We start from the raw sequence: 18,592 nt of genomic DNA, 5'->3' as shown, positions 1-18,592 counted from the left end.
TGGAAAATGGAAAGTTGAAAATGGAAAATGAATAATTCATAACTTATAATTCATAACTCATAACTCATAACGATGGAATCCAAGTTATTCACACCCGTCACTTTCGGACCGTTGACCTTGCGTAACCGTACCATCCGTTCGGCTGCTTTCGAGAGCATGTGTCCCGGAAACGCTCCGTCGGACATGTTGCTCGACTATCATCGGTCGGTAGCGGCGGGAGGTATAGGTATGACTACTGTTGCCTATGCGGCAGTTACTCAGAGCGGCCTGTCTTTTGACCGCCAGTTGTGGATGCGTCCCGAGATTATCCCCGGACTCCGTAGGCTGACTGATGCCATACATGCGGAAGGGGCTGCGGCAGGCATCCAGTTGGGACACTGTGGCAACATGTCCCATAAAAGTATTTGCGGTTGTATGCCCGTCGGCGCATCTTCCGGATTCAATCTTTATTCTCCTACCTTTGTGCGCGGACTTCGTGCCGATGAGCTGCCGGAGATGGCGCGTGCATACGGACGCTCGGTGAATCTGGCACGGGAGGCCGGATTTGATTCTGTAGAGATTCATGCAGGGCATGGTTATCTCATCAGCCAGTTCTTGTCCCCGTCCACCAATCATCGGAAAGACGAATTCGGGGGCTCGTTGCAGAACCGTATGCGGTTTATGGATATGGTGATGGAAGAAGTGATGAAGGCTGCCGGCAGTGATATGGCTGTGCTGGTGAAGATGAACATGCGCGACGGTTTCCGTGGAGGGATGGAGCTGGACGAGACGATGCAGGTGGCGCGCAGGCTGGAGCAGTCGGGAGCACATGCGCTGGTCTTGAGCGGTGGGTTCGTCAGTAAGGCGCCGATGTATGTCATGCGGGGCGAAATGCCTATCCGCAGCATGACGCATTACATGACCTGCTGGTGGTTGAAATACGGTGTACGCATGGTAGGCAAATGGATGATACCGAGCGTACCGTTTAAGGAAGCCTATTTCCTGGAAGATGCCTTGAAATTCCGTGCCGCCTTGAAGATACCGTTGGTTTATGTGGGTGGCCTGGTTTCCAGGGACAAGATAGATGAGGTGCTGGATGACGGCTTCGAGGCTGTGCAAATGGCGCGCGCTCTGCTCAATGAGCCGGGGTTTGTCAACCGCATGCGTGCCGAAGAGAATGCACGTTGCAACTGCCGGCATAGTAATTATTGCATTGCCCGGATGTATTCCATCGAGATGGCATGCCATCAGCATTTGAAGGAGGAGCTTCCACCTTGTCTGAAAAGGGAGATAGAGAAAATCGAAGCGAAAGGCTGATTTTTAGTTTTTAATTTTCAATTTTTAATTATTAAAGTGAATTTAGCTGTTATAACCGGGGCAGACGGTGGCATGGGCATGGAAATTACCCGCGCAGTGGCAACTGCCGGCTATCAGGTCATCATGGCATGCCGTGACCCCCAAGCTGCCGAACCCAAGCGGCAACTGCTGATGCGTGAAACCGGTAATCCGCGTATTGAGACTGCTCCCATTGATTTGGCATCTCTGGCTTCAGTGGCCGCATTTGCAGAGCATCTGTTGAAGCGGGGAGAGCCGTTGGCGTTGTTGATGAACAATGCCGGAACCATGGAAACGGAACGCCGCATTACCGAAGACGGACTGGAACGGACGGTGAGTGTCAATTATGTAGGGCCTTACCTGCTGACCCGCAAGCTGCTGCCATTGATGGGAGAGGGGAGCCGTATTGTGAATATGGTATCTTGTACGTATGCCATCGGTCATCTTGACTTTCCGGATTTTTTCCTCCGGGGAAGGAAGGGTGGCTTTTGGCGCATTCCTATATATAGCAACACGAAGCTGGCATTGACTCTGTTCACCATCGACTTGGCCAGTCGCGTCAAACACAAAGGTATTGTTGTGAATGCGGCCGACCCGGGGATTGTGTCTACCAATATCATCACCATGCATATGTGGTTTGACCCGCTGACAGATATACTTTTTAGGCCTTTTATCCGTACTCCCCGTAAGGGAGCTGCAACAGCTGTCGGCTTATTGCTGGATGAGGATGCCGGTAAACGTACGGGGACATTGAATGCCAGTTGCCGTCCCAAGTCTCTTTCGGAGAAGTACACCCGGCATGTACAGATGGAAGAACTGTGGGAGAGGACGGAAAGTATAGTGAAAAAATGGTTGTAAAAAACAGAGAAGGCGCATATGTCGCCTTCTCTGTTTATGGGGTATCTGAACAGTCTGTCATTAGATAGACAGTTCTCTCAATACATTTACAAGGTCTTTCTTGATGGGTTTGTCATTCTTGATGGCCTTCGTGAAGGGAACGTATACCACTTCATCGTGGTCAATGCCTATCATGACATTGCGCTGTCCTTCCATGATGGCGTCGATGGCGGCTGCGCCCAGACGGCTGGCAAGGATACGGTCGTGTGCCGTAGGGCTACCACCGCGTTGCAAGTGACCGAGGATGGTTACGCGTACGTCATATTGGGGGTATTCGTTCTTTACACGCTCTGCATAGTGCATTGCACCGCCGGTCAGTTCACTCTCGGCTACCAGTACGATACTGCTGTTCTTGGATTTCCGGAAACCGTTCTTGATGAATTCTTCCAGTTGGTCCACTTCCGTACTGAATTCCGGGATAATGGCTGCTTCTGCTCCGGAGGCGATGGCGCCGTTCAGAGCGAGGAAACCGGCATCGCGTCCCATGACTTCTACGAAAAACAAGCGCTCATGGGAAGTGGCTGTATCACGGATTTTGTCCACAGCATCCAGAATCGTGTTCAGCGCGGTGTCGTAGCCGATAGTGGTATCTGTTCCATAAAGGTCATTGTCGATAGTTCCCGGCAGCCCGATACAAGGCACGTCAAACTCTTGTGCAAAGATACGAGCACCGGTCAGCGAACCGTCGCCTCCGATAATCACTAAGGCGTCAATGCCTTCTTTCTTCATGTTGTCGTAAGCAATCTGGCGGCCCTCGGGAGTCGTGAACTCTTTGCAGCGGGCTGTCTTCAGGATTGTACCACCCAGCTGGATGATGTTGCTGACATTTTGGCTTTTGAATTCTTTGATTTCGCCGGTTACCAGACCTTTGTAACCTCTATATATACCTTTAACTGAAAGTCCGTTGTAAATAGCCGAACGTGTCACGGCACGTATGGCTGCGTTCATTCCCGGAGCATCACCTCCTGATGTCAAGATACCAATGCACTTAACTGTTCCCATAACAATCTTTTTGTTTAGTATTAATAATCATGATGAAAAATAGATTTGGACTATTTTTTCATGCCGCAAAGATAGTAAAAAGCTGAGGCGGTGACTAATAAATTACGTTAATTTGCTGTTCCAAAAGGATGACAAACTGTTATTTAAGTTTTGACTTTATGGCTTCTGAAATTTCTTCCATCAGCCATTTGGGGGTGGAAGTGGCTCCGCAGACACCGATGGAATTGGCACCGGCTAACAGAGAACTATCTATTTCTTCGGCACTGTCTATCAAATGTGAATTGGCATTGACTTTTTTACACTCACTGAACAGCATCTTGCCGTTAGAGCTTTTTTTGCCGCTGACAAAGAATATTAAATCATGGGAAGCTGCAAATTTCCGGATATTAGGTATCCGGTTTGCCACTTGTCGGCAGATAGTGTCATAGGACTCGAAAGTGACTTTCGGTGAGATATGTCCCTCTATGTATTTCACAATGTTTTGAAATCCGTCCAGAGACTTTGTGGTCTGGGAGTAGAGACGGATGTCTTTGCTGAAATCCAGTTTCCTTGCCTCTTCCTGCTTTTCGATGACGATGGCCTTTCCGGTGGTTTGTCCTACCAGACCCAGTACTTCGGCGTGTCCATTTTTGCCATAGATGACAATTTGCTTGTCGCGGTTGTCTTCCTGGACGTACTCTTGCTTAATCTTCTTTTGCAGGCGGAGTACGACCGGGCAGGTTGCGTCAATGATTTCTATATTGTTGCGGCGGGCAATGTCATAAGTTTCAGGGGGCTCTCCATGAGCACGCAGCAGCACTTTGGCGTTGTGGAGGTGGTTGAATTCCTCATGGTTGATGGTAATCAGCCCCATTGCCTTCAGGCGTTCCACTTCACGGCTGTTGTGCACGATGTCTCCCAGACAATAGAGGGTTCCTCCTTTCGCCAGTTCCTCTTCTGCCTTGTTTATTGCGGTGACAACTCCGAAACAGAAGCCGGAGCCTTCGTCTATTTCTACTTTTGCCATATCCGGTTCAGTTCTTCTCCTTTGTAACCCGTTCGAATTGTTCCGCCAGCCATTCCTTTTGTTGGGAAATGCTCAGGTGGCTGTTGTCCAACAATAAAGCGTCAGAAGCTTTGCGCAGCGGACTTACATCCCGGTTTTGGTCAATATAGTCCCGTTGTTTCACATTTTCCAGAATTTCGTCAAAGCTGGCTTCTTCCCCTTTGGCCTTCAGTTCGTCATAGCGGCGTTGTGCCCGTATCTCGGGGGTGGCGGTTACAAAAATTTTCAGCTCGGCATCCGGAAAAACGGTAGTGCCGATGTCGCGCCCATCCATAACGATACCCTTGGCCTTGCCCATCTCTTGTTGCTGTGCTACCATAGCTTCGCGTACGAAATCCAATGTTGCAATGGGGCTGACACGTGAAGATACTTCCATGGTACGGATTTTGTTTTCTACATTTACTCCGTTCAGGTAGGTATCTGGGCGTCCGGTTTCGGGGTTCAGGCGGAAAGAAATATGTATATCCTTTATTAGACTTTTCAGTTTTTCGGCATCTATGCGGTCACCCTGGAAAATACCATTCTCTATACTATATAATGTTACTGCCCGATACATGGCACCACTATCTATATATATGTAACCGATTTCGCGGGCGAGGTCTTTGGCCATAGTGCTTTTCCCGCAAGAGGAAAAACCGTCGATTGCTATTGTTATCTTTTTCATGACTTTTATGCTATAGTTATATAGGTATAACACCTGCAAAACAGAAAATTTCAATATTTCATTTAAAATTCTTGCCAAAGATACGGTATTTTTAAAATATCTCGTTACATTTGTGGCACAAAAGCACATGGAGGTTTTTGAAGGATTAAAAAAATGAAAATGGAGCGCCTATTGTGTAAAAAAAAACAGCAGAGCGTGAACATTCTTGGGAAAAGTGCTATATTTGCCCCAAATGAGAAACACTAAAATTATATTATAAATTATGGAAATTAAGAAATCACCTAAGGCAGACCTGGAGAGTAAGAAGTCGACTTGGCTGCTTGTCGGTTATGTAATCGTGCTCGCTTTCATGTTTGTTGCGTTCGAGTGGACAAAGCGTGACATCAAGATTGACACGAGCCAGGCTATTACCGACGTATTTTTTGAAGAGGAAATCATCCCTATTACAGAACAGCCGGAGCAGGTTACTCCTCCGCCTCCCGAAGCCCCTTCAATTGCAGAGACGTTGACTATCGTTGAAGACGATGCTGACGTGGAAGAAACGGCCATTGTATCTTCTGAAGAATTGAACCAGGCAGTGGAAATCAAATATGTTCCCGTAGCAGTGGAAGAGGAAGAACCGGAAGAACAGACTATTTTCGAGGTGGTAGAACAGATGCCTGAGTTCCCGAATGGTGGTATGGCTGGTTTGATGCAGTATTTGAGCAAGAATATTAAATATCCTACTATTGCACAGGAAAACGGAACTCAAGGCCGTGTAACTGTACAGTTCGTGGTTAATAAGGACGGTAGTATCGTAGATGCTAAAGTTCTGAGAGGCGTTGACCCGTATTTGGACAAAGAAGCTGTCCGCGTGATTATGGGCATGCCGAAGTGGAAACCCGGTATGCAGCGTGGTAAACCCGTTCGTGTTAAGTATACCGTGCCTGTAATGTTTAGATTGCAGTAATAAAATATATATAAGTGGGAGAGGCTGCCGGAATGCAGCCTCTTTTCATTATCCGCTATTCCCTAAATTCTGAAAATGCCATGTTTACAGCTTCCGAGCTTTTAGAAAGAATAAATTCTCATATTGCAGAATTGCAGTTTACCCGTACTCCTCAAGGTTTATATGCTCCCGTTACCTATGTGTTGTCCATGGGCGGAAAAAGAATCCGTCCGGTATTGATGTTGATGGCCTACAATCTGTATCAGGAGGATATTACCCGTATTTTTAACCCTGCAACGGGGATTGAAGTGTATCATAATTATACTCTTTTGCATGACGACTTGATGGACCATGCAGACCGTCGCCGTGGTAAGGAGACGGTACATAAAGTTTGGGATGACAATGCTGCCATCCTTTCGGGGGATGCAATGCTTGTATTAGCTTATCAGTTTATGGCTCAATGTCCGGTTGAACACCTGAAAGAGGTGATGGATATATTTAGCCTGACTGCACTGGAAATCTGTGAAGGACAGCAGCTGGATATGGAGTTTGAACATCGGAAGGATGTGAAGGCAGAGGAGTATCTGGAAATGATTCGTCTGAAAACTTCGGTATTGTTGGCTGCAAGCTTGAAGATTGGCGCTCTTTTGGGAGGGGCTTCTTCTGAAGATGCGGAGCAGTTGTATGATTTTGGCATGAACTTGGGTGTCGCTTTTCAGTTGAAAGATGATTTCCTGGATGTTTATGGCGATGCTGCCGTCTTTGGAAAGAATATTGGAGGTGATATTCTGTGCAATAAAAAGACCTACATGCTGATAAAGGCTTTTGAACATGCGGATGAGGAGCAGTTGACCCGCTTGAATGCTTGGGTGGATGCTGTTGCATTCAACCCGGAGGAGAAAGTTGCTGCGGTGACGGAACTGTATAACCGGATTGGCGTCAAGGAACTGTGTGAGAAAAAGATGGAAGAGTATTGTGAACGCGCAATGGAAAGTCTGTTGGCGGTGAAGGTGGCAGATGAAAAGAAAGAGGAATTGAAGAACCTGATGGCTAACCTGATGCATCGGGAAGTATAACTTTAAATCCGGGAGAAAATGCCTTATAGAAGATTGCCTAATACAGATCAAGCGAGAATACGGGCGCTGAAAGCAGTGGTCGTCAAGGGTGATATATGTAATGTGTATGATTTGGCCGTATCTTTGAAGGCGTTGACTGATGCGCGGAATTTTCTTACAAAGTTTGAAGCTGCGCAAGCTTATTATGCCGACTGTTTTGAGCGGCAGGCTCGGGCGGGACGTAAGCATCAGGCTAATGTAAAGACTGCCCGTCTGTATATTTCTCATTTTATCCAGGTGTTGAATTTAGCTGTCATCCGTTCTGAAGTGCGTATTGCTCATAAGGAATATTACGGTTTGGACACAAGCAACAATAATGTGCCTGATTTATCGACAGAGCCTGCCTTGGCAGAGTGGGGGCGTAAAATCGTGGATGGGGAAAACAAACGTATATCCCAGGGAGGAATTCCCATTTATAACCCTACGATTGCAAAAGTGAGGGTGCATTATGATATTTTCATGGATAGTTATGAGAAGCAAAAGAATCTTCAATCTTTGACAGCCCGCAGTTTGGACACCTTGGCTTCGATGCGTGCAGAGGCGGATGGTTTGATTTTGGATATATGGAACCAGGTTGAAAAGAAATTCGAGGAGGTCACTCCCAATGAGAAACGTTTGGATTTATGCCGTGATTATGGAATAATCTATTATTACCGTACCGGTGAGAAACGCAAAGAGTAAGTTGAAGAATGAGATTGATTGATTCACATTCCCATCTTTTTTTAGAAGAGTTTGCAGAGGATTTGCCTCAAGTGATGGCTCGTGCCCGTGAGGCAGGAGTCACGCATATTTTTATGCCCAATATCGATAGTACCACCATAGGACCTATGCTTCGGGTGTGCCGTGAATATAAAGGGTATTGCTATCCGATGATTGGATTGCACCCTACCTCTGTGGGTGCGGATTATGAAAAGGAGTTGGAAATAGTGGCCCGGGAGCTGGCTTCACCGAATGAATTTGTTGCGGTTGGCGAGATTGGTATGGACTTGTATTGGGATAAGACTTTTCTTAGAGAGCAGCAAAGGGTGTTGGACAAGCAGATTGAGTGGGCTTTGGAATACGGTTTGCCGGTAGTGCTGCATTGTAGGGAAGCGTTTGACCATATATATAATGTGTTGAAACCCTATCAGCAGACTCCTTTGAAAGGAATTTTCCATAGTTTTACGGGAACCTCGGAAGAGGCCTGCAGGATTATGGAATTTGCGGATTTCATGATAGGAATAAATGGTGTGGTGACTTTCAAGAAATCAACTTTGCCCGAAGTCTTGAAGAATATTCCTTTGGAACGCATCGTGCTGGAAACCGATTCCCCTTATCTGACTCCGGTTCCCAATCGAGGCAAGAGGAACGAAAGCGCATATGTTAAGGATACTTTGGTAAAGGTGGCCGGAATCTATGGGAACTCTCCTGAAAAGGTGGCCCAGGTTACTTCTGATAACGCTTTAAAAGTGTTCGGAATGCTCAAATAAGCTCTTTAAGATTTTAAAGTTTATTAATTTTGAGATTTTATTTAATATAAAACGGGGAGAATGAGGCAGAACAACAAAAAAAAGAATACATTTGTAGCTGAAAACGCTGGTGGTTCGCATTTTTTTTGTAATTTGCACCCGATTTCAGAAAAGGCGTCTATTGGAGAGATGCTCGAGTGGTTGAAGAGGCACGCCTGGAAAGCGTGTATACCCCTAAAGGGTATCCGGGGTTCGAATCCCCGTCTCTCCGCAGTGTGATAAAATGGAGATAAAACAACAAATTATAATAAATAAATCAATTAATTAATCTTAAAAATTAGACACACAATGAAAAAGTTATTTGCAATTGTTGCTGTGATGGGAGTCTTAACATTTGGCTCAACTCAACTTGCTCAGGCTCAAGATGCTCCTGCAGCTGAACAAACTGAACAAGCAGCTGTAGCACCTGCTGCTGACGCTGCTGCTCCTGCCGCTATGGAAGCTGCAGAAGGTGGTATCCACAAAGAACTCAAAACTAAGTTTATTGAAGGTACTGCATCTTTCATGAGTTTGGTAGCTATCGCATTGGTTATCGGTCTTGCATTCTGTATTGAACGTATCATTTATTTGAGCTTGGCTGAAATCAACACAAAGAAGTTCTTGGCTGCTATTGAAGCTGCTTTGGAAAAAGGTGACGTTGAAGCTGCTAAAGACATCGCACGTAACACTAGAGGTCCTATTGCTTCTATCTACTATCAAGGTCTGATGAGAATTGACCAAGGTATCGACGTAGTAGAAAAGTCAGTAGTTTCTTACGGTGGTGTACAAGCTGGTTACCTGGAAAAAGGTTGCTCTTGGATTACACTGTTCATCGCTATGGCTCCGTCTTTGGGATTCTTGGGTACTGTAATCGGTATGGTGCAGGCATTTGATAAGATCCAGCAGGTAGGTGATATCTCTCCGACGGTTGTAGCAGGTGGTATGAAGGTTGCCTTGATTACAACTATCTTCGGTTTGATCGTTGCCTTGATTCTGCAGGTATTCTATAACTACATCCTGGCTAAGATTGAAGCTTTGACCAGCGAAATGGAAGATTCTTCTATCTCTCTGTTGGATATGGTTATCAAATATGACTTGAAATACAAAAAATAATTAAGATGGCTAAGTTATCATATAAAGTATCATACTATGCACTGTATGTCATGTTCGCTATCATCTTGGTAGTGTTGGGCATGTTCTTCTTCGGTGGAGATGCTCAGGGCGATGCAGTGTTGGCAAGCGTTGACGCAGAAATGTGGCAACCGGCTCATACAGACGCATTGATTTATTTGATGTACATTCTGTTCTTTGTAGCTATTATTGCTACCGTGGTTGGTGTTTTGTTCCAATTTGGAGCTGCACTGAAAGACAATCCGGGAGCAGCGTTGAAATCTTTGATTGGTTTGGTTATATTGGTTGCAGTTGTTGTTATTTCTTGGACTATGGGTAGTGAAGAACCACTTGTTATTCCGGGTTATAGCGGAACTGAGAACGTACCTTTCTGGTTGAAGCTTACTGACATGTTCCTTTATTCTATCTATATCTTGTTTGCTGGTACAGTCTTGGCAATCATTTTTAGTAGCATTAAGAAAAAATTATCATAATCAATTGAGGTAACTCAATTTAAAGATATAATTACAATGGCTAAAAAGAAAAGAGAAGTTCCTGAAATTAACTCAAGTTCTACTGCGGACATCGCTTTCTTGTTGCTGATTTTCTTCTTGATTACAACATCTATGGATACCGACCGTGGTTTGGCAAGACGTTTGCCGCCTCCACCGGAAAAGGACCAGAAGTTGGACGATGCAAAGAAGAAGGAACGCAACGTATTGCAAGTCTTCTTGAACATGCAGGACCAGTTAATGTGCGGGAATGATTATATTACTGTTGACCAATTGCGTGCAAAAGCAAAAGAATTTATTGCCAATCCGTATAACGAAGATACAAAACCGGAAAAGATTTCTAAGAATGTTCCTTTCTTCGGTACAGTACAAGTGACGGAAGGCCATGTGATTTCTTTGCGTTGTGACCGTGGTTCTTCATACAAAGCATATATGTCTGTACAGAATGAGTTGGTAGCAGCTTATAACGAGTTGCGTGATGAATTGGCTCAGGAAAAGTGGCAGAAGAATTATATGGAGTTGGATCAAGAACAACAAGATGCAATTCGTGAAATTTATTCTCAGAAGATTTCTGAGGCAGAACCTAAAAAGTACGGAGAAAAGAAGTAATGGGAAAATTTAATAAGACTGGTAAACGTGGAATGCCGGCGTTGAACACTTCTTCTCTGCCTGACCTTATCTTCACCTTGTTGTTCTTCTTCATGATTGTAACAACGATGCGTGAGGTAACATTGAAGGTTGAGTTTAAGGTTCCGCAAGCTACAGAATTGGAGAAACTTGAAAAGAAGTCTTTGGTTACGTTTATCTATGTAGGAAAACCTACTGCCGAATTTCGTAAGAAGTTAGGTAATGAGAGCCGTATCCAGTTGAACGACAGCTATGCTGAAGTTGCTGAAATTCAAGATTACATTATTGGTGAACGTGCCAGTATGAAGGAAGAAGATCAGCCGCAGATGACAGTGTCTTTGAAAGTTGACCAAGATACGAAAATGGGTATCGTAACAGATATCAAAGAAGCGCTTCGTAAGGCTTATGCTTTGAAGATTAACTATTCTGCGCAACCGCGTCAGTAAAAGTTAGTTTAATGATATAATAAAGGTCGTTTCATTTGTTGAAACGACCTTTATTGTTTTAAGTATATTGGGTTTTTAAGATTTCACATTATATACTTCGCGGTAGATGTGTTCCTTTACAGAGTCAAAATCCTTTCCACATTCTATATCTCCATAGGCCATGATGAGCATAGGCAGGTAGTTGTCGCCTGTTTTATAGGGTGGTTGTTGGTAGGGCTTTTCCCATAAGGAGAATCCTTGCCGTTGATAGAAGTTAATGCGGCGTTTAGCTATTTCTTCTTCGGGTATTTCCACCTCCAAGACGATGGGATGTTTTAAGAGTTGGCATAAATGGTTTAGTACGCTCTTTCCATATCCACCGTTACGCTGTGCGGGGTCAATGGCAAAATGCTCTATATAATAAAAATGTCCGAAATCCCAGTAAGTGATGAGACCTACCGGGGTATTGTTATGGAAGATGATATTGTTATAGAAGTGCGTTTTGGTATCTGTATACTTGCGCAATTCCTCCAGTTCCCGGTACTCCTCTGAAGGGAACGATTGAGTCATTAATTTCTCCATGTAGCTGTACAAGTCTGTGTCAGCTGTTGTAATACGTTGAAGTCTGATCATAAGTTCTTTTAGTTTAGTTTGTTTTTATTCAGTATAAAATTCAATGACGCGGCGGATGGCCCGTTGGCAGACCGGGCAGAAAGTAGGGTATTCATTGGTGCGCATGCGGCAATTGTCTGCCGGACGGTAAATGCCTTTGGCAGAATAGCCAGCTCCTTCATATACACCTACGGGATATGTTCCACTTTCAGAAGAGGGAGTAGGAACGGGAGTTCCTTGAGCAAGCATATCTTCCCATTTGGAAATGAAATCGATTCTTGTGCTGATGTTCTGTTCCCAGGGTTCCACATCTAGTGGATAGGTATCTGTCATCACGTCATTGTCGTAGAAGTATTCATCGGCCAGTCCGCCAAAGCTATGTCCGAACTCATGTACCACAACGGGGCGGAACATGGGATGGTGGGCGGTAGTAAGGGTATAGGAATTATAGATTCCACCGCCTCCGTATTCTTCCGTATTGGCAAGGATGATGATGTGTTCATACGGTATTCCCGCCAGCGCATCGTGTATGGATTTGACACGGGAGGTTGTCAGATACCGGTCTGAATAGAATGTGCTGAAATGAGAGCTGAATGCTGTCCGTTTCCATTCTCCGAGGCGTGGTACGCTTACTCCGCTGTCTTCGGAGGGGCTGGCCACTGCTACAATGTTGAAGTGCTTTTTCATGGACCGGAAGGGTTCGTGGGCAAACAGACTTTCGCAGGCAATGGCTGCGTCTTCGTAGAATACCGGCATCTCTTCGGGAGTATATCCTTCTGCAAGGATGGCTACGTCGATGCATTTGGCCGTATTGTCGCTTTGCAGCAGATATTTATGTGGTGTGATGTGGGCAGTACCTTTCTGATGTATCAGGATGTCGTCGGGACTGACCGTATGTTTCATGCTTGCCCGTACATTTCTACGCGGGTCGAGAAGTGTTATTTCTATTTCTGCAGGACGGAGGGGATAGGGAAGGAGAAAGGTGTTTTCGAATCCTTTGGTCACCGCTTTGGCTTCATCCGTTTCCAGCCACTCCTGGAAGAGCGAAGAAAAGGATGTTTTGTAGATTACGCTGCCATTGGCTGCATCTCGCATAATGATTTGTCCGTTTCCTTGCAGGGGCAACTCAGATAAATGATGCTTCCTTCCTGCCCAAGAGGGGAGACAAGACAATCCGTCCAGGCATATCTCTTGTTTGGCTGCATTTCCGGTAAAGATATAGTCGACACGCAGGGTTTTATCTGCAAAATAATCGGCAAAACTTTGGGCATGCAAGGATATTGCTGCCATCAGGCATAATAGGAATAAGGAATACTTTTTCATAACGGTTCATTATTATTGCTACTACAAAGATAATATCTTTAAAGCTCATCTGCAATTTTCCGGTCGTGCGAGATGGAATTTTGCATATGCACTTTGAAATGCCTGATATGCGGTATTATTCTTTTTTTTGCAAGAAAAGTTATAAACCGTATTTTTATTGGCGAAAAAATAGCTAACTTTGCATGTTGCCGTATAGATATGCGGGAGATATAGTAATTTATTAATCATTAGAATTTGAAATGGGACATCATCAATTGGATACTTTAGACGAACAGATTTTAAAACTTATAGCCGATAATGCACGCATTCCTTTTCTTGAAGTGGCCAGAGCTTGTAATGTATCGGGAGCAGCCATTCATCAGCGCATTCAAAAGCTGACAAACTTAGGTATATTGAAAGGTTCTGAATATGTGATTGATCCGGAGAAGATAGGATATGAAACATGCGCCTATATCGGTATCTATCTAAAGGATCCTGCTTCTTTTGATGCTGTAACGAGAGCATTGGAAGCTATTCCCGAGATTGTGGAATGCCATTTTACAACGGGCAAGTATGATATGTTCATAAAGCTTTATGCCCGCAACAACCATCATTTGCTGAGCATCATACATGATAAGTTGCAGCCGCTGGGACTGGCGCGTACGGAAACCTTGATTTCTTTCCACGAAGCCATCAAGCGGCAGATGCCTATAACGGTAGAAGAAGAGGAAGATTAATTTTACCGGTGGATATAATCGACGAATGCATAAGGGCAGGGATGCTTCTCATCTGCGGGATGGGACTCCCTGCTTTTTTCTTGCCATACAGTCGGAGCGACTTCGGGAAAGTAGGCGTCCACCTGAGGGGCTTCTGCATCCACTTCGGTCAGGCAGAGGGTATCTGCAAAGGGGAGTGCCTGGCGATAAACGCTTGCACCGCCGATGATGTAGACGTGTTCGTCGGGCTGGCAACTGCTTAGTGCTTCTTCCAATGAGGGAAAAACTTCTGTACCGGGACAGATCAAATCTTTTTGAGTGGACAGAACAACGTTGCGGCGGTTGGGAAGCGCACCTTTGGGGAGAGATTCAAAAGTCTTTCGGCCCATGATGATGGTATTTCCCGTGGTGAGGGCTTTGAAACGCTTCAAATCATTGGGAAGCCAGAATAACAACCGGTTCTGATAGCCGATACCTCTCTTTCTGTCTACTGCAGCAATAATACTAATCATATGTGTGTAAAATTCTTTTCTCTTTCTATCTTTTTATTGTAGGATTTATACTGACACTTTTCCTGCAATATGCGGATGCGGGTTATAGTTGACCAACTCAAAATCCTCGAACTTGAAGTCGAAGATGTTTTTCACATCCGGATTGATTCTCATCTGCGGCAAATCCCGCGGTTCACGAGATAGTTGGAGTTTTACCTGCTCCAAATGGTTCAGATAGATGTGAGCATCTCCTAAGGTATGGATGAAATCTCCGGCTTTCAGTCCGGTGACTTGCGCCATCATCTGCAGGAGCAGGGCATAGGAAGCAATATTGAAGGGCACTCCTAAAAAAATGTCCGCACTACGCTGATACAGTTGTAGGCTCAGCCGTCCGTTGGCGACATAGAACTGGAAGAAGGCGTGGCAGGGAGGGAGGTTCATGTTGTCCAAATCACCTACATTCCATGCGCTGACTATAATCCGGCGTGAGTCGGGATTGTGCTTGATGGTTTCTACAGCTTCGCTGATTTGGTCGATGAATCCACCTTTATAGTTCGGCCAGGAGCGCCATTGATACCCGTAAATATGTCCCAGGTCACCGTTTTCGTCCGCCCATTCGTTCCAGATGCGTACACCGTTGTCCTGAAGATATTTCACATTGGTGTCTCCTTGGAGGAACCATAGCAGTTCGTATATGATTGATTTCAGATGCAGCTTCTTGGTAGTAAGGCAGGGGAAGCCTTCATCCATGTTGAAACGCATCTGGTGGCCGAATACGCTGATGGTGCCGGTACCCGTACGGTCGCTTTTCTCTACGCCTTCGGTCAGTACGCGGTTCAGCAGGTCTAAATATTGTTTCATGATGTAATGCTCTGTTTTTATCCGAACGCAAAGGTAGGAGAATTAATTAATAATTAATAATTAATAATTAAAAATTAGAGGAAGGGGGTCATCAGGTTTCCCACCCAGCCTACGAATTTCTTCCATCCGGAACGCTTTTTCCAGACTTCGGGAGTGAGTAGTGTACTGTTTTGCACGTCCCGTTCGAACATGGCATTCAGCTCATTGGTGGTCTTAGGGTCGAAGATGAAAGCGTTTGTCTCGTAGTCGTAGCGCAGGCTGCGGCTGTTGAGATTGGCGGTACCTACTGTGCAGAAAGTGCTGTCTACCATCATTATCTTGGAATGGTGGAAGCCGCCGTTGAAGAGATATATCTTGGCTCCTTTCTTCATCAGCTTATGTGCTATATAGAATGAGGCATCCGGTGTAAAGGCTATGTCTGACACGGCAGGTATCATGATTTCCACTTCAGTACCTTTTTTCAGTGCGTTCTTGATTGCCTTGCGGATTGATTTGGTCGGAACGAAATAGGGATTCACGATTCGGATATTCTTCTGTGCGGCTTGTATGGAAGCAGCATAGGCATGGCTGATGGAGCGTGGTGTTTCGCGTGGCGTGCGGTCCACGATGGCTATTTCTTCGGCAATACTGTCGGGCAGTTGCTGAGTATCCGGGAAGTAGGCAGGTCCACCTACGTGTTGTCCCGTTTCCCGGTTCCACATGGTCAGGAAGATGCCCTGCAGATAGCGCACGGCATCTCCTTCAAGATGTATGTGCATATCGTGCCATTTACCGATTTTAGGCAATCCGTTGATGTAGTAGTCGGCAATGTTCATGCCGCCGGTATAACCTATCTTGCCGTCAATCACTACTATTTTCCGATGGTCGCGGTGTATGGCATGATTCACCCAGGGAAAAGTGATAGGATCGAACTTAACGATTTCGATGCCTTGGGCGCGGATGGATCTCAGATGGCGTTCCTTCAATGGTTGGTTGTTGGACCAGTTGCCGAAGGCATCGAACATGGCACGGACTTTAACCCCCTCCTTGACTTTCTCTGCCAGAAGGCTGAACAAGGCATTGGCTATGGAGTCGTTGCGGAAGTTGAAGTATTCCAAATGGATATGATGCCGGGCATGGCGGATATTCTCGAAGAGATCGACGAACTTGTCATGGCCGGTCATCAGCAATTTCACTTCATTGTTATAAGTGACGGGGGCGCCCATTTCCTTCAAATAATTCATGACAATGGAATCGCTTGTTGCTTGCGCCCCGGCATTCCCAATAGAAAAAACGAATAATATGATGAATAGAATCTTTCTCAAAACTTTCTCCTCTTAGTTAGTTTTATGAGGGGACAAAGATACGATTTATCATTGAAAAACAACTATGCCATAGATGAAATCTTGCGGTAACCGAAATAGAGCAATACCACTCCGGCAATGATTAACGACTTGGGGTCAAGCTCTGAAGCTCCGCTCCGGATGGCAGTGTCGAAGGTTTCGCGCAAGGTGTCCAGTATCAGCTGCACTCCGTCGAGGGAGACGAACAGTACGAGGGCCAGAGTAAAGCAGAATGCTGTCCATATCTGCGCCAAGTGGCGGCTACGGTCGGGCAGATGTCGCAGTACGCGGCGGCTGAACCCGTTATCGGCTATTTCCTGCCGGTGTTCGGCAAAGAATGAAGTCAGGAGTTTATCATCATTTTCCATCATAACCATTTTGTTTTAAGTAGGAAGCCATTTTGTCTTTCGCCCGCGAGAGGTGGCTTTTTACCGTTCCCGCCGGACATCCGGTGATACCTGCAATCTTTTCGATGCTTTGGTCTTCCATGTAGAAGAGCGTGATGCAGGTGCGTTCCATTTCCTTCAGTGTGGCCAGGGCACGGTAAATGTCCATGTGCTGTCCCACGTCCTGCTGCAGTGTGCTGCATTGAGCGTCCACTCGGTACGTATCCAAATCGTCCGTTTCTTTCCGGCTGCGAATATAATCATAAAAAACGTTATAGGCAATACGGTAGAGCCAGGTTGAGAAGCTGGACAGATTCTTGAACGAAGCGATGTTTGTATAGGCCTTGATAAACGTATCTTGTGCCAGGTCGTCACTCAACTCGCTGTCGCCGCAGGTCTGGTGCAGGAAGAACCGCCGCACGGGCGACTGGTACTTCTTTACCAACTGGTCGAAGGCCCTGGTGTTGTGAAACACCACGACCTGTGCGACTAACGATATGTCACCCATCTGACTCATTTTTCTTCGTTCTTCTTCTGTTGGCTGTAGAAAATCACCAATTGCCCGAAGCCGGTGAACATGACGAGCAAGCCGATACATCCGAGACCGAATTCTCCGGTAATGGCCCAAAGGAAGATGAACAGGCCGATGCCGACGAATATGTTGTTGATGCCTTTGCTGCGGATATCCGTTGCTGCGGCTTCTTTGAAGAAGTTTTCAGGCAGTTGCTGTCCGCTGGCCAGGGCCTGTTCCGCCAGGCGGTACTTGGCTTTCCGGTTTTTATAGCGGAAGAAGAATACTACGAATATGATGAGTAGCGGCAGTCCGAATACAAAGACGATGGCTGTTACGGCAATCACGGTTTCCGAGGTCTTGCTCCCGAGGTCGAACCCATTCCAGTCCATACCGCTGCTGTGGTGGGTTCTCCATTTTTCCGGAGCATTGCTACTGCCGGCACTGTTTTCATAAGTCATGACACTGAGTGTGTCTGTTACGGTTTCTCCATTGATGACAGTGTCCCTCAATTCGATGACTCTTTTCTTGTTCCCTTGACCGTCGTTCTCTGTTACGGTTCTGTTTGCGCCTTGCACCAGTGTGCAGAACATCATGGCAAGCATTAATCCAAAAATGATACGTTTCATAATCTATGGTCTTTTAATTTGTTTCTTTGTTGGTTAGACGTATCGTCACCTTTATAAAGTTGCAAAGAGAAGATATTTTTTTTAGAAAACCGGAAATAAGACGATATTTTTAATGGAAATGCTCTATTGTCTTTTTCCTGGAATAACAAGAAGTAGGTATTTGTGACTGTAAATAGAGGTAAATATATAAACCGGGTTGTCTCTTATTGTAAATACTGCTATCTTCGCACATCTGTTTTATTGGGAAGTCTTGACGAAGTTGAAGAATATAATGAAGTATATCCTCCCTCTGCTGTTCATTGCCTATCTGGGAGGAATTACGCTGTTTACCCACTCGCATGTGGTGAATGGCGTTATCATTGTGCATTCCCATCCATTCAAGGGGCAGCATGGGCATACAGAGGTGCAGTTGGAAACCATTTTCTATCTTGCCTCTTTCGTTTCCTCTTCCTTTCCGCCGCTTCCGGTTGCCGCGACGGTTTTCCTTGTTTTGTTGCGTGTACTGAGCATGCCTGCCACGGAATGCATTAAGTGTGTAAAGCCTCGTGGCGGCATCTGTTTGCGCGCTCCCCCTTCCTTTCTTTGAATCCGATAGATTATGGCGATTCCGTTGTGGGATTGCGTCAACTTCATTGA

23 protein-coding genes and 1 tRNA gene are annotated in these 18,592 nt (G+C 45.6%); 13 read left to right on the top strand and 11 right to left on the bottom strand.

Annotated features, from left to right (window positions below):
* Positions 1-72: 72 nt before the first annotated feature.
* Both DW800_RS07150 and DW800_RS07145 read left to right on the top strand, forming a co-directional pair.
* Positions 73-1,296, top strand: coding sequence for an NADH:flavin oxidoreductase (locus tag DW800_RS07150; RefSeq protein ID WP_008664036.1), 1,224 nt, complete (start codon positions 73-75; stop codon positions 1,294-1,296).
* A 36-nt stretch (positions 1,297-1,332) separates the two neighbouring features.
* Positions 1,333-2,172: an SDR family oxidoreductase gene (locus tag DW800_RS07145; RefSeq protein WP_005827139.1), complete on the top strand. Its 840-nt coding sequence runs from the start codon at positions 1,333-1,335 to the stop codon at positions 2,170-2,172.
* A 60-nt stretch (positions 2,173-2,232) separates the two neighbouring features.
* Here DW800_RS07145 and pfkA read toward each other — a convergent pair whose 3' ends face one another.
* The 3 genes from pfkA to cmk all read right to left on the bottom strand — a co-directional run bounded on the left by pfkA (position 2,233) and on the right by cmk (position 4,922).
* Positions 2,233-3,213, bottom strand: a complete 981-nt coding sequence (gene pfkA, locus DW800_RS07140; protein ID WP_005827137.1) for a 6-phosphofructokinase — start codon at positions 3,211-3,213, stop codon at positions 2,233-2,235.
* A 139-nt stretch (positions 3,214-3,352) separates the two neighbouring features.
* Positions 3,353-4,219, bottom strand: a complete 867-nt coding sequence (locus DW800_RS07135) for a 4-hydroxy-3-methylbut-2-enyl diphosphate reductase (RefSeq protein ID WP_005827134.1) — start codon at positions 4,217-4,219, stop codon at positions 3,353-3,355.
* A 7-nt stretch (positions 4,220-4,226) separates the two neighbouring features.
* A complete protein-coding gene (gene cmk, locus DW800_RS07130) occupies positions 4,227-4,922 on the bottom strand; it encodes a (d)CMP kinase (RefSeq protein ID WP_119957932.1) in 696 nt (231 codons plus the stop codon).
* Positions 4,923-5,184: 262 nt separating this feature from the next.
* Here cmk and DW800_RS07125 point away from each other — a divergent pair, with 262 nt between their 5' ends.
* The 9 genes from DW800_RS07125 (at position 5,185) to DW800_RS07085 (ending at position 11,147) form a co-directional block, all read left to right on the top strand.
* Positions 5,185-5,871 (top strand): energy transducer TonB, encoded by a 687-nt coding sequence (locus tag DW800_RS07125; RefSeq protein ID WP_005827130.1) that lies wholly within the window; start codon positions 5,185-5,187, stop codon positions 5,869-5,871.
* A gap of 80 nt (positions 5,872-5,951) precedes the next feature.
* Positions 5,952-6,926 carry a polyprenyl synthetase family protein gene (locus DW800_RS07120; protein ID WP_044468428.1) on the top strand — a complete coding sequence of 325 codons (975 nt, stop codon included), beginning with the start codon at positions 5,952-5,954 and terminating at the stop codon, positions 6,924-6,926.
* A gap of 18 nt (positions 6,927-6,944) precedes the next feature.
* The gene (locus DW800_RS07115; RefSeq protein WP_005827126.1) at positions 6,945-7,646 is read left to right on the top strand and encodes a hypothetical protein; all 702 of its coding nucleotides are present in this window, start codon (positions 6,945-6,947) and stop codon (positions 7,644-7,646) included.
* Between the two features lie 8 nt (positions 7,647-7,654).
* Positions 7,655-8,434, top strand: a complete 780-nt coding sequence (locus DW800_RS07110; protein WP_005827124.1) for a TatD family hydrolase — start codon at positions 7,655-7,657, stop codon at positions 8,432-8,434.
* Between the two features lie 162 nt (positions 8,435-8,596).
* Positions 8,597-8,684: transfer RNA gene (locus DW800_RS07105), tRNA-Ser, on the top strand.
* Between the two features lie 77 nt (positions 8,685-8,761).
* On the top strand, positions 8,762-9,565 hold the full coding sequence (locus DW800_RS07100) for a MotA/TolQ/ExbB proton channel family protein (RefSeq protein WP_009037966.1): 804 nt from the start codon (positions 8,762-8,764) through the stop codon (positions 9,563-9,565).
* A gap of 5 nt (positions 9,566-9,570) precedes the next feature.
* A complete protein-coding gene (locus DW800_RS07095; RefSeq protein WP_005827118.1) occupies positions 9,571-10,056 on the top strand; it encodes a hypothetical protein in 486 nt (161 codons plus the stop codon).
* Between the two features lie 36 nt (positions 10,057-10,092).
* On the top strand, positions 10,093-10,683 hold the full coding sequence (locus DW800_RS07090; protein WP_005827116.1) for an ExbD/TolR family protein: 591 nt from the start codon (positions 10,093-10,095) through the stop codon (positions 10,681-10,683).
* Complete coding sequence (locus DW800_RS07085) at positions 10,683-11,147, top strand: ExbD/TolR family protein (protein WP_005827114.1); 465 nt, start codon at positions 10,683-10,685, stop codon at positions 11,145-11,147. The genes DW800_RS07090 and DW800_RS07085 overlap by 1 nt, the downstream gene beginning before the upstream one ends.
* A 75-nt stretch (positions 11,148-11,222) precedes the next feature.
* Here DW800_RS07085 and DW800_RS07080 read toward each other — a convergent pair whose 3' ends face one another.
* Positions 11,223-11,759: a GNAT family N-acetyltransferase gene (locus tag DW800_RS07080; RefSeq protein ID WP_117703638.1), complete on the bottom strand. Its 537-nt coding sequence runs from the start codon at positions 11,757-11,759 to the stop codon at positions 11,223-11,225.
* Positions 11,760-11,783: 24 nt separating this feature from the next.
* Entirely contained in the window at positions 11,784-13,061 is a 1,278-nt protein-coding gene (locus DW800_RS07075; protein WP_117703639.1) for an IgA Peptidase M64, read from the bottom strand.
* Between the two features lie 239 nt (positions 13,062-13,300).
* On the opposite strand from DW800_RS07075, the gene DW800_RS07065 reads away from it, so the two are divergent.
* Positions 13,301-13,777 carry an Lrp/AsnC family transcriptional regulator gene (locus DW800_RS07065; RefSeq protein ID WP_005827104.1) on the top strand — a complete coding sequence of 159 codons (477 nt, stop codon included), beginning with the start codon at positions 13,301-13,303 and terminating at the stop codon, positions 13,775-13,777.
* 2 nt (positions 13,778-13,779) lie between these two features.
* Here DW800_RS07065 and DW800_RS07060 read toward each other — a convergent pair whose 3' ends face one another.
* From DW800_RS07060 to DW800_RS07035, 6 genes are all read right to left on the bottom strand, one after another.
* Positions 13,780-14,268 (bottom strand): dihydrofolate reductase, encoded by a 489-nt coding sequence (locus DW800_RS07060; protein WP_008664019.1) that lies wholly within the window; start codon positions 14,266-14,268, stop codon positions 13,780-13,782.
* 45 nt (positions 14,269-14,313) lie between these two features.
* Entirely contained in the window at positions 14,314-15,108 is a 795-nt protein-coding gene (locus DW800_RS07055; RefSeq protein WP_005827101.1) for a thymidylate synthase, read from the bottom strand.
* 74 nt (positions 15,109-15,182) lie between these two features.
* Positions 15,183-16,412, bottom strand: coding sequence for a cardiolipin synthase (gene cls / locus DW800_RS07050; RefSeq protein WP_207814326.1), 1,230 nt, complete (start codon positions 16,410-16,412; stop codon positions 15,183-15,185).
* Positions 16,413-16,474: 62 nt separating this feature from the next.
* Positions 16,475-16,801 carry a DUF5056 domain-containing protein gene (locus DW800_RS07045; protein WP_005827095.1) on the bottom strand — a complete coding sequence of 109 codons (327 nt, stop codon included), beginning with the start codon at positions 16,799-16,801 and terminating at the stop codon, positions 16,475-16,477.
* The gene (locus DW800_RS07040) at positions 16,788-17,333 is read right to left on the bottom strand and encodes an RNA polymerase sigma factor (protein ID WP_009037971.1); all 546 of its coding nucleotides are present in this window, start codon (positions 17,331-17,333) and stop codon (positions 16,788-16,790) included. Before DW800_RS07040 ends, DW800_RS07045 begins: the two co-directional genes overlap by 14 nt.
* On the bottom strand, positions 17,330-17,956 hold the full coding sequence (locus DW800_RS07035; protein WP_057281618.1) for a DUF6249 domain-containing protein: 627 nt from the start codon (positions 17,954-17,956) through the stop codon (positions 17,330-17,332). The genes DW800_RS07040 and DW800_RS07035 overlap by 4 nt, the downstream gene beginning before the upstream one ends.
* A 271-nt stretch (positions 17,957-18,227) precedes the next feature.
* Between DW800_RS07035 and DW800_RS07025 the strand changes: the two genes are divergently transcribed.
* Positions 18,228-18,542 (top strand): hypothetical protein, encoded by a 315-nt coding sequence (locus tag DW800_RS07025; protein ID WP_081030696.1) that lies wholly within the window; start codon positions 18,228-18,230, stop codon positions 18,540-18,542.
* The last annotated feature ends 50 nt before the right edge of the window (positions 18,543-18,592 follow it).

Origin of the sequence: Bacteroides sp. AM32-11AC (assembly GCF_003603515.1) — a bacterium.
GTDB classification, from domain to species: Bacteria; Bacteroidota; Bacteroidia; order Bacteroidales; family Bacteroidaceae; genus Bacteroides; species Bacteroides uniformis.
Note: the sequence above shows the minus strand (reverse complement) of the source record. Positions and strands in the feature narration are given on the sequence as shown.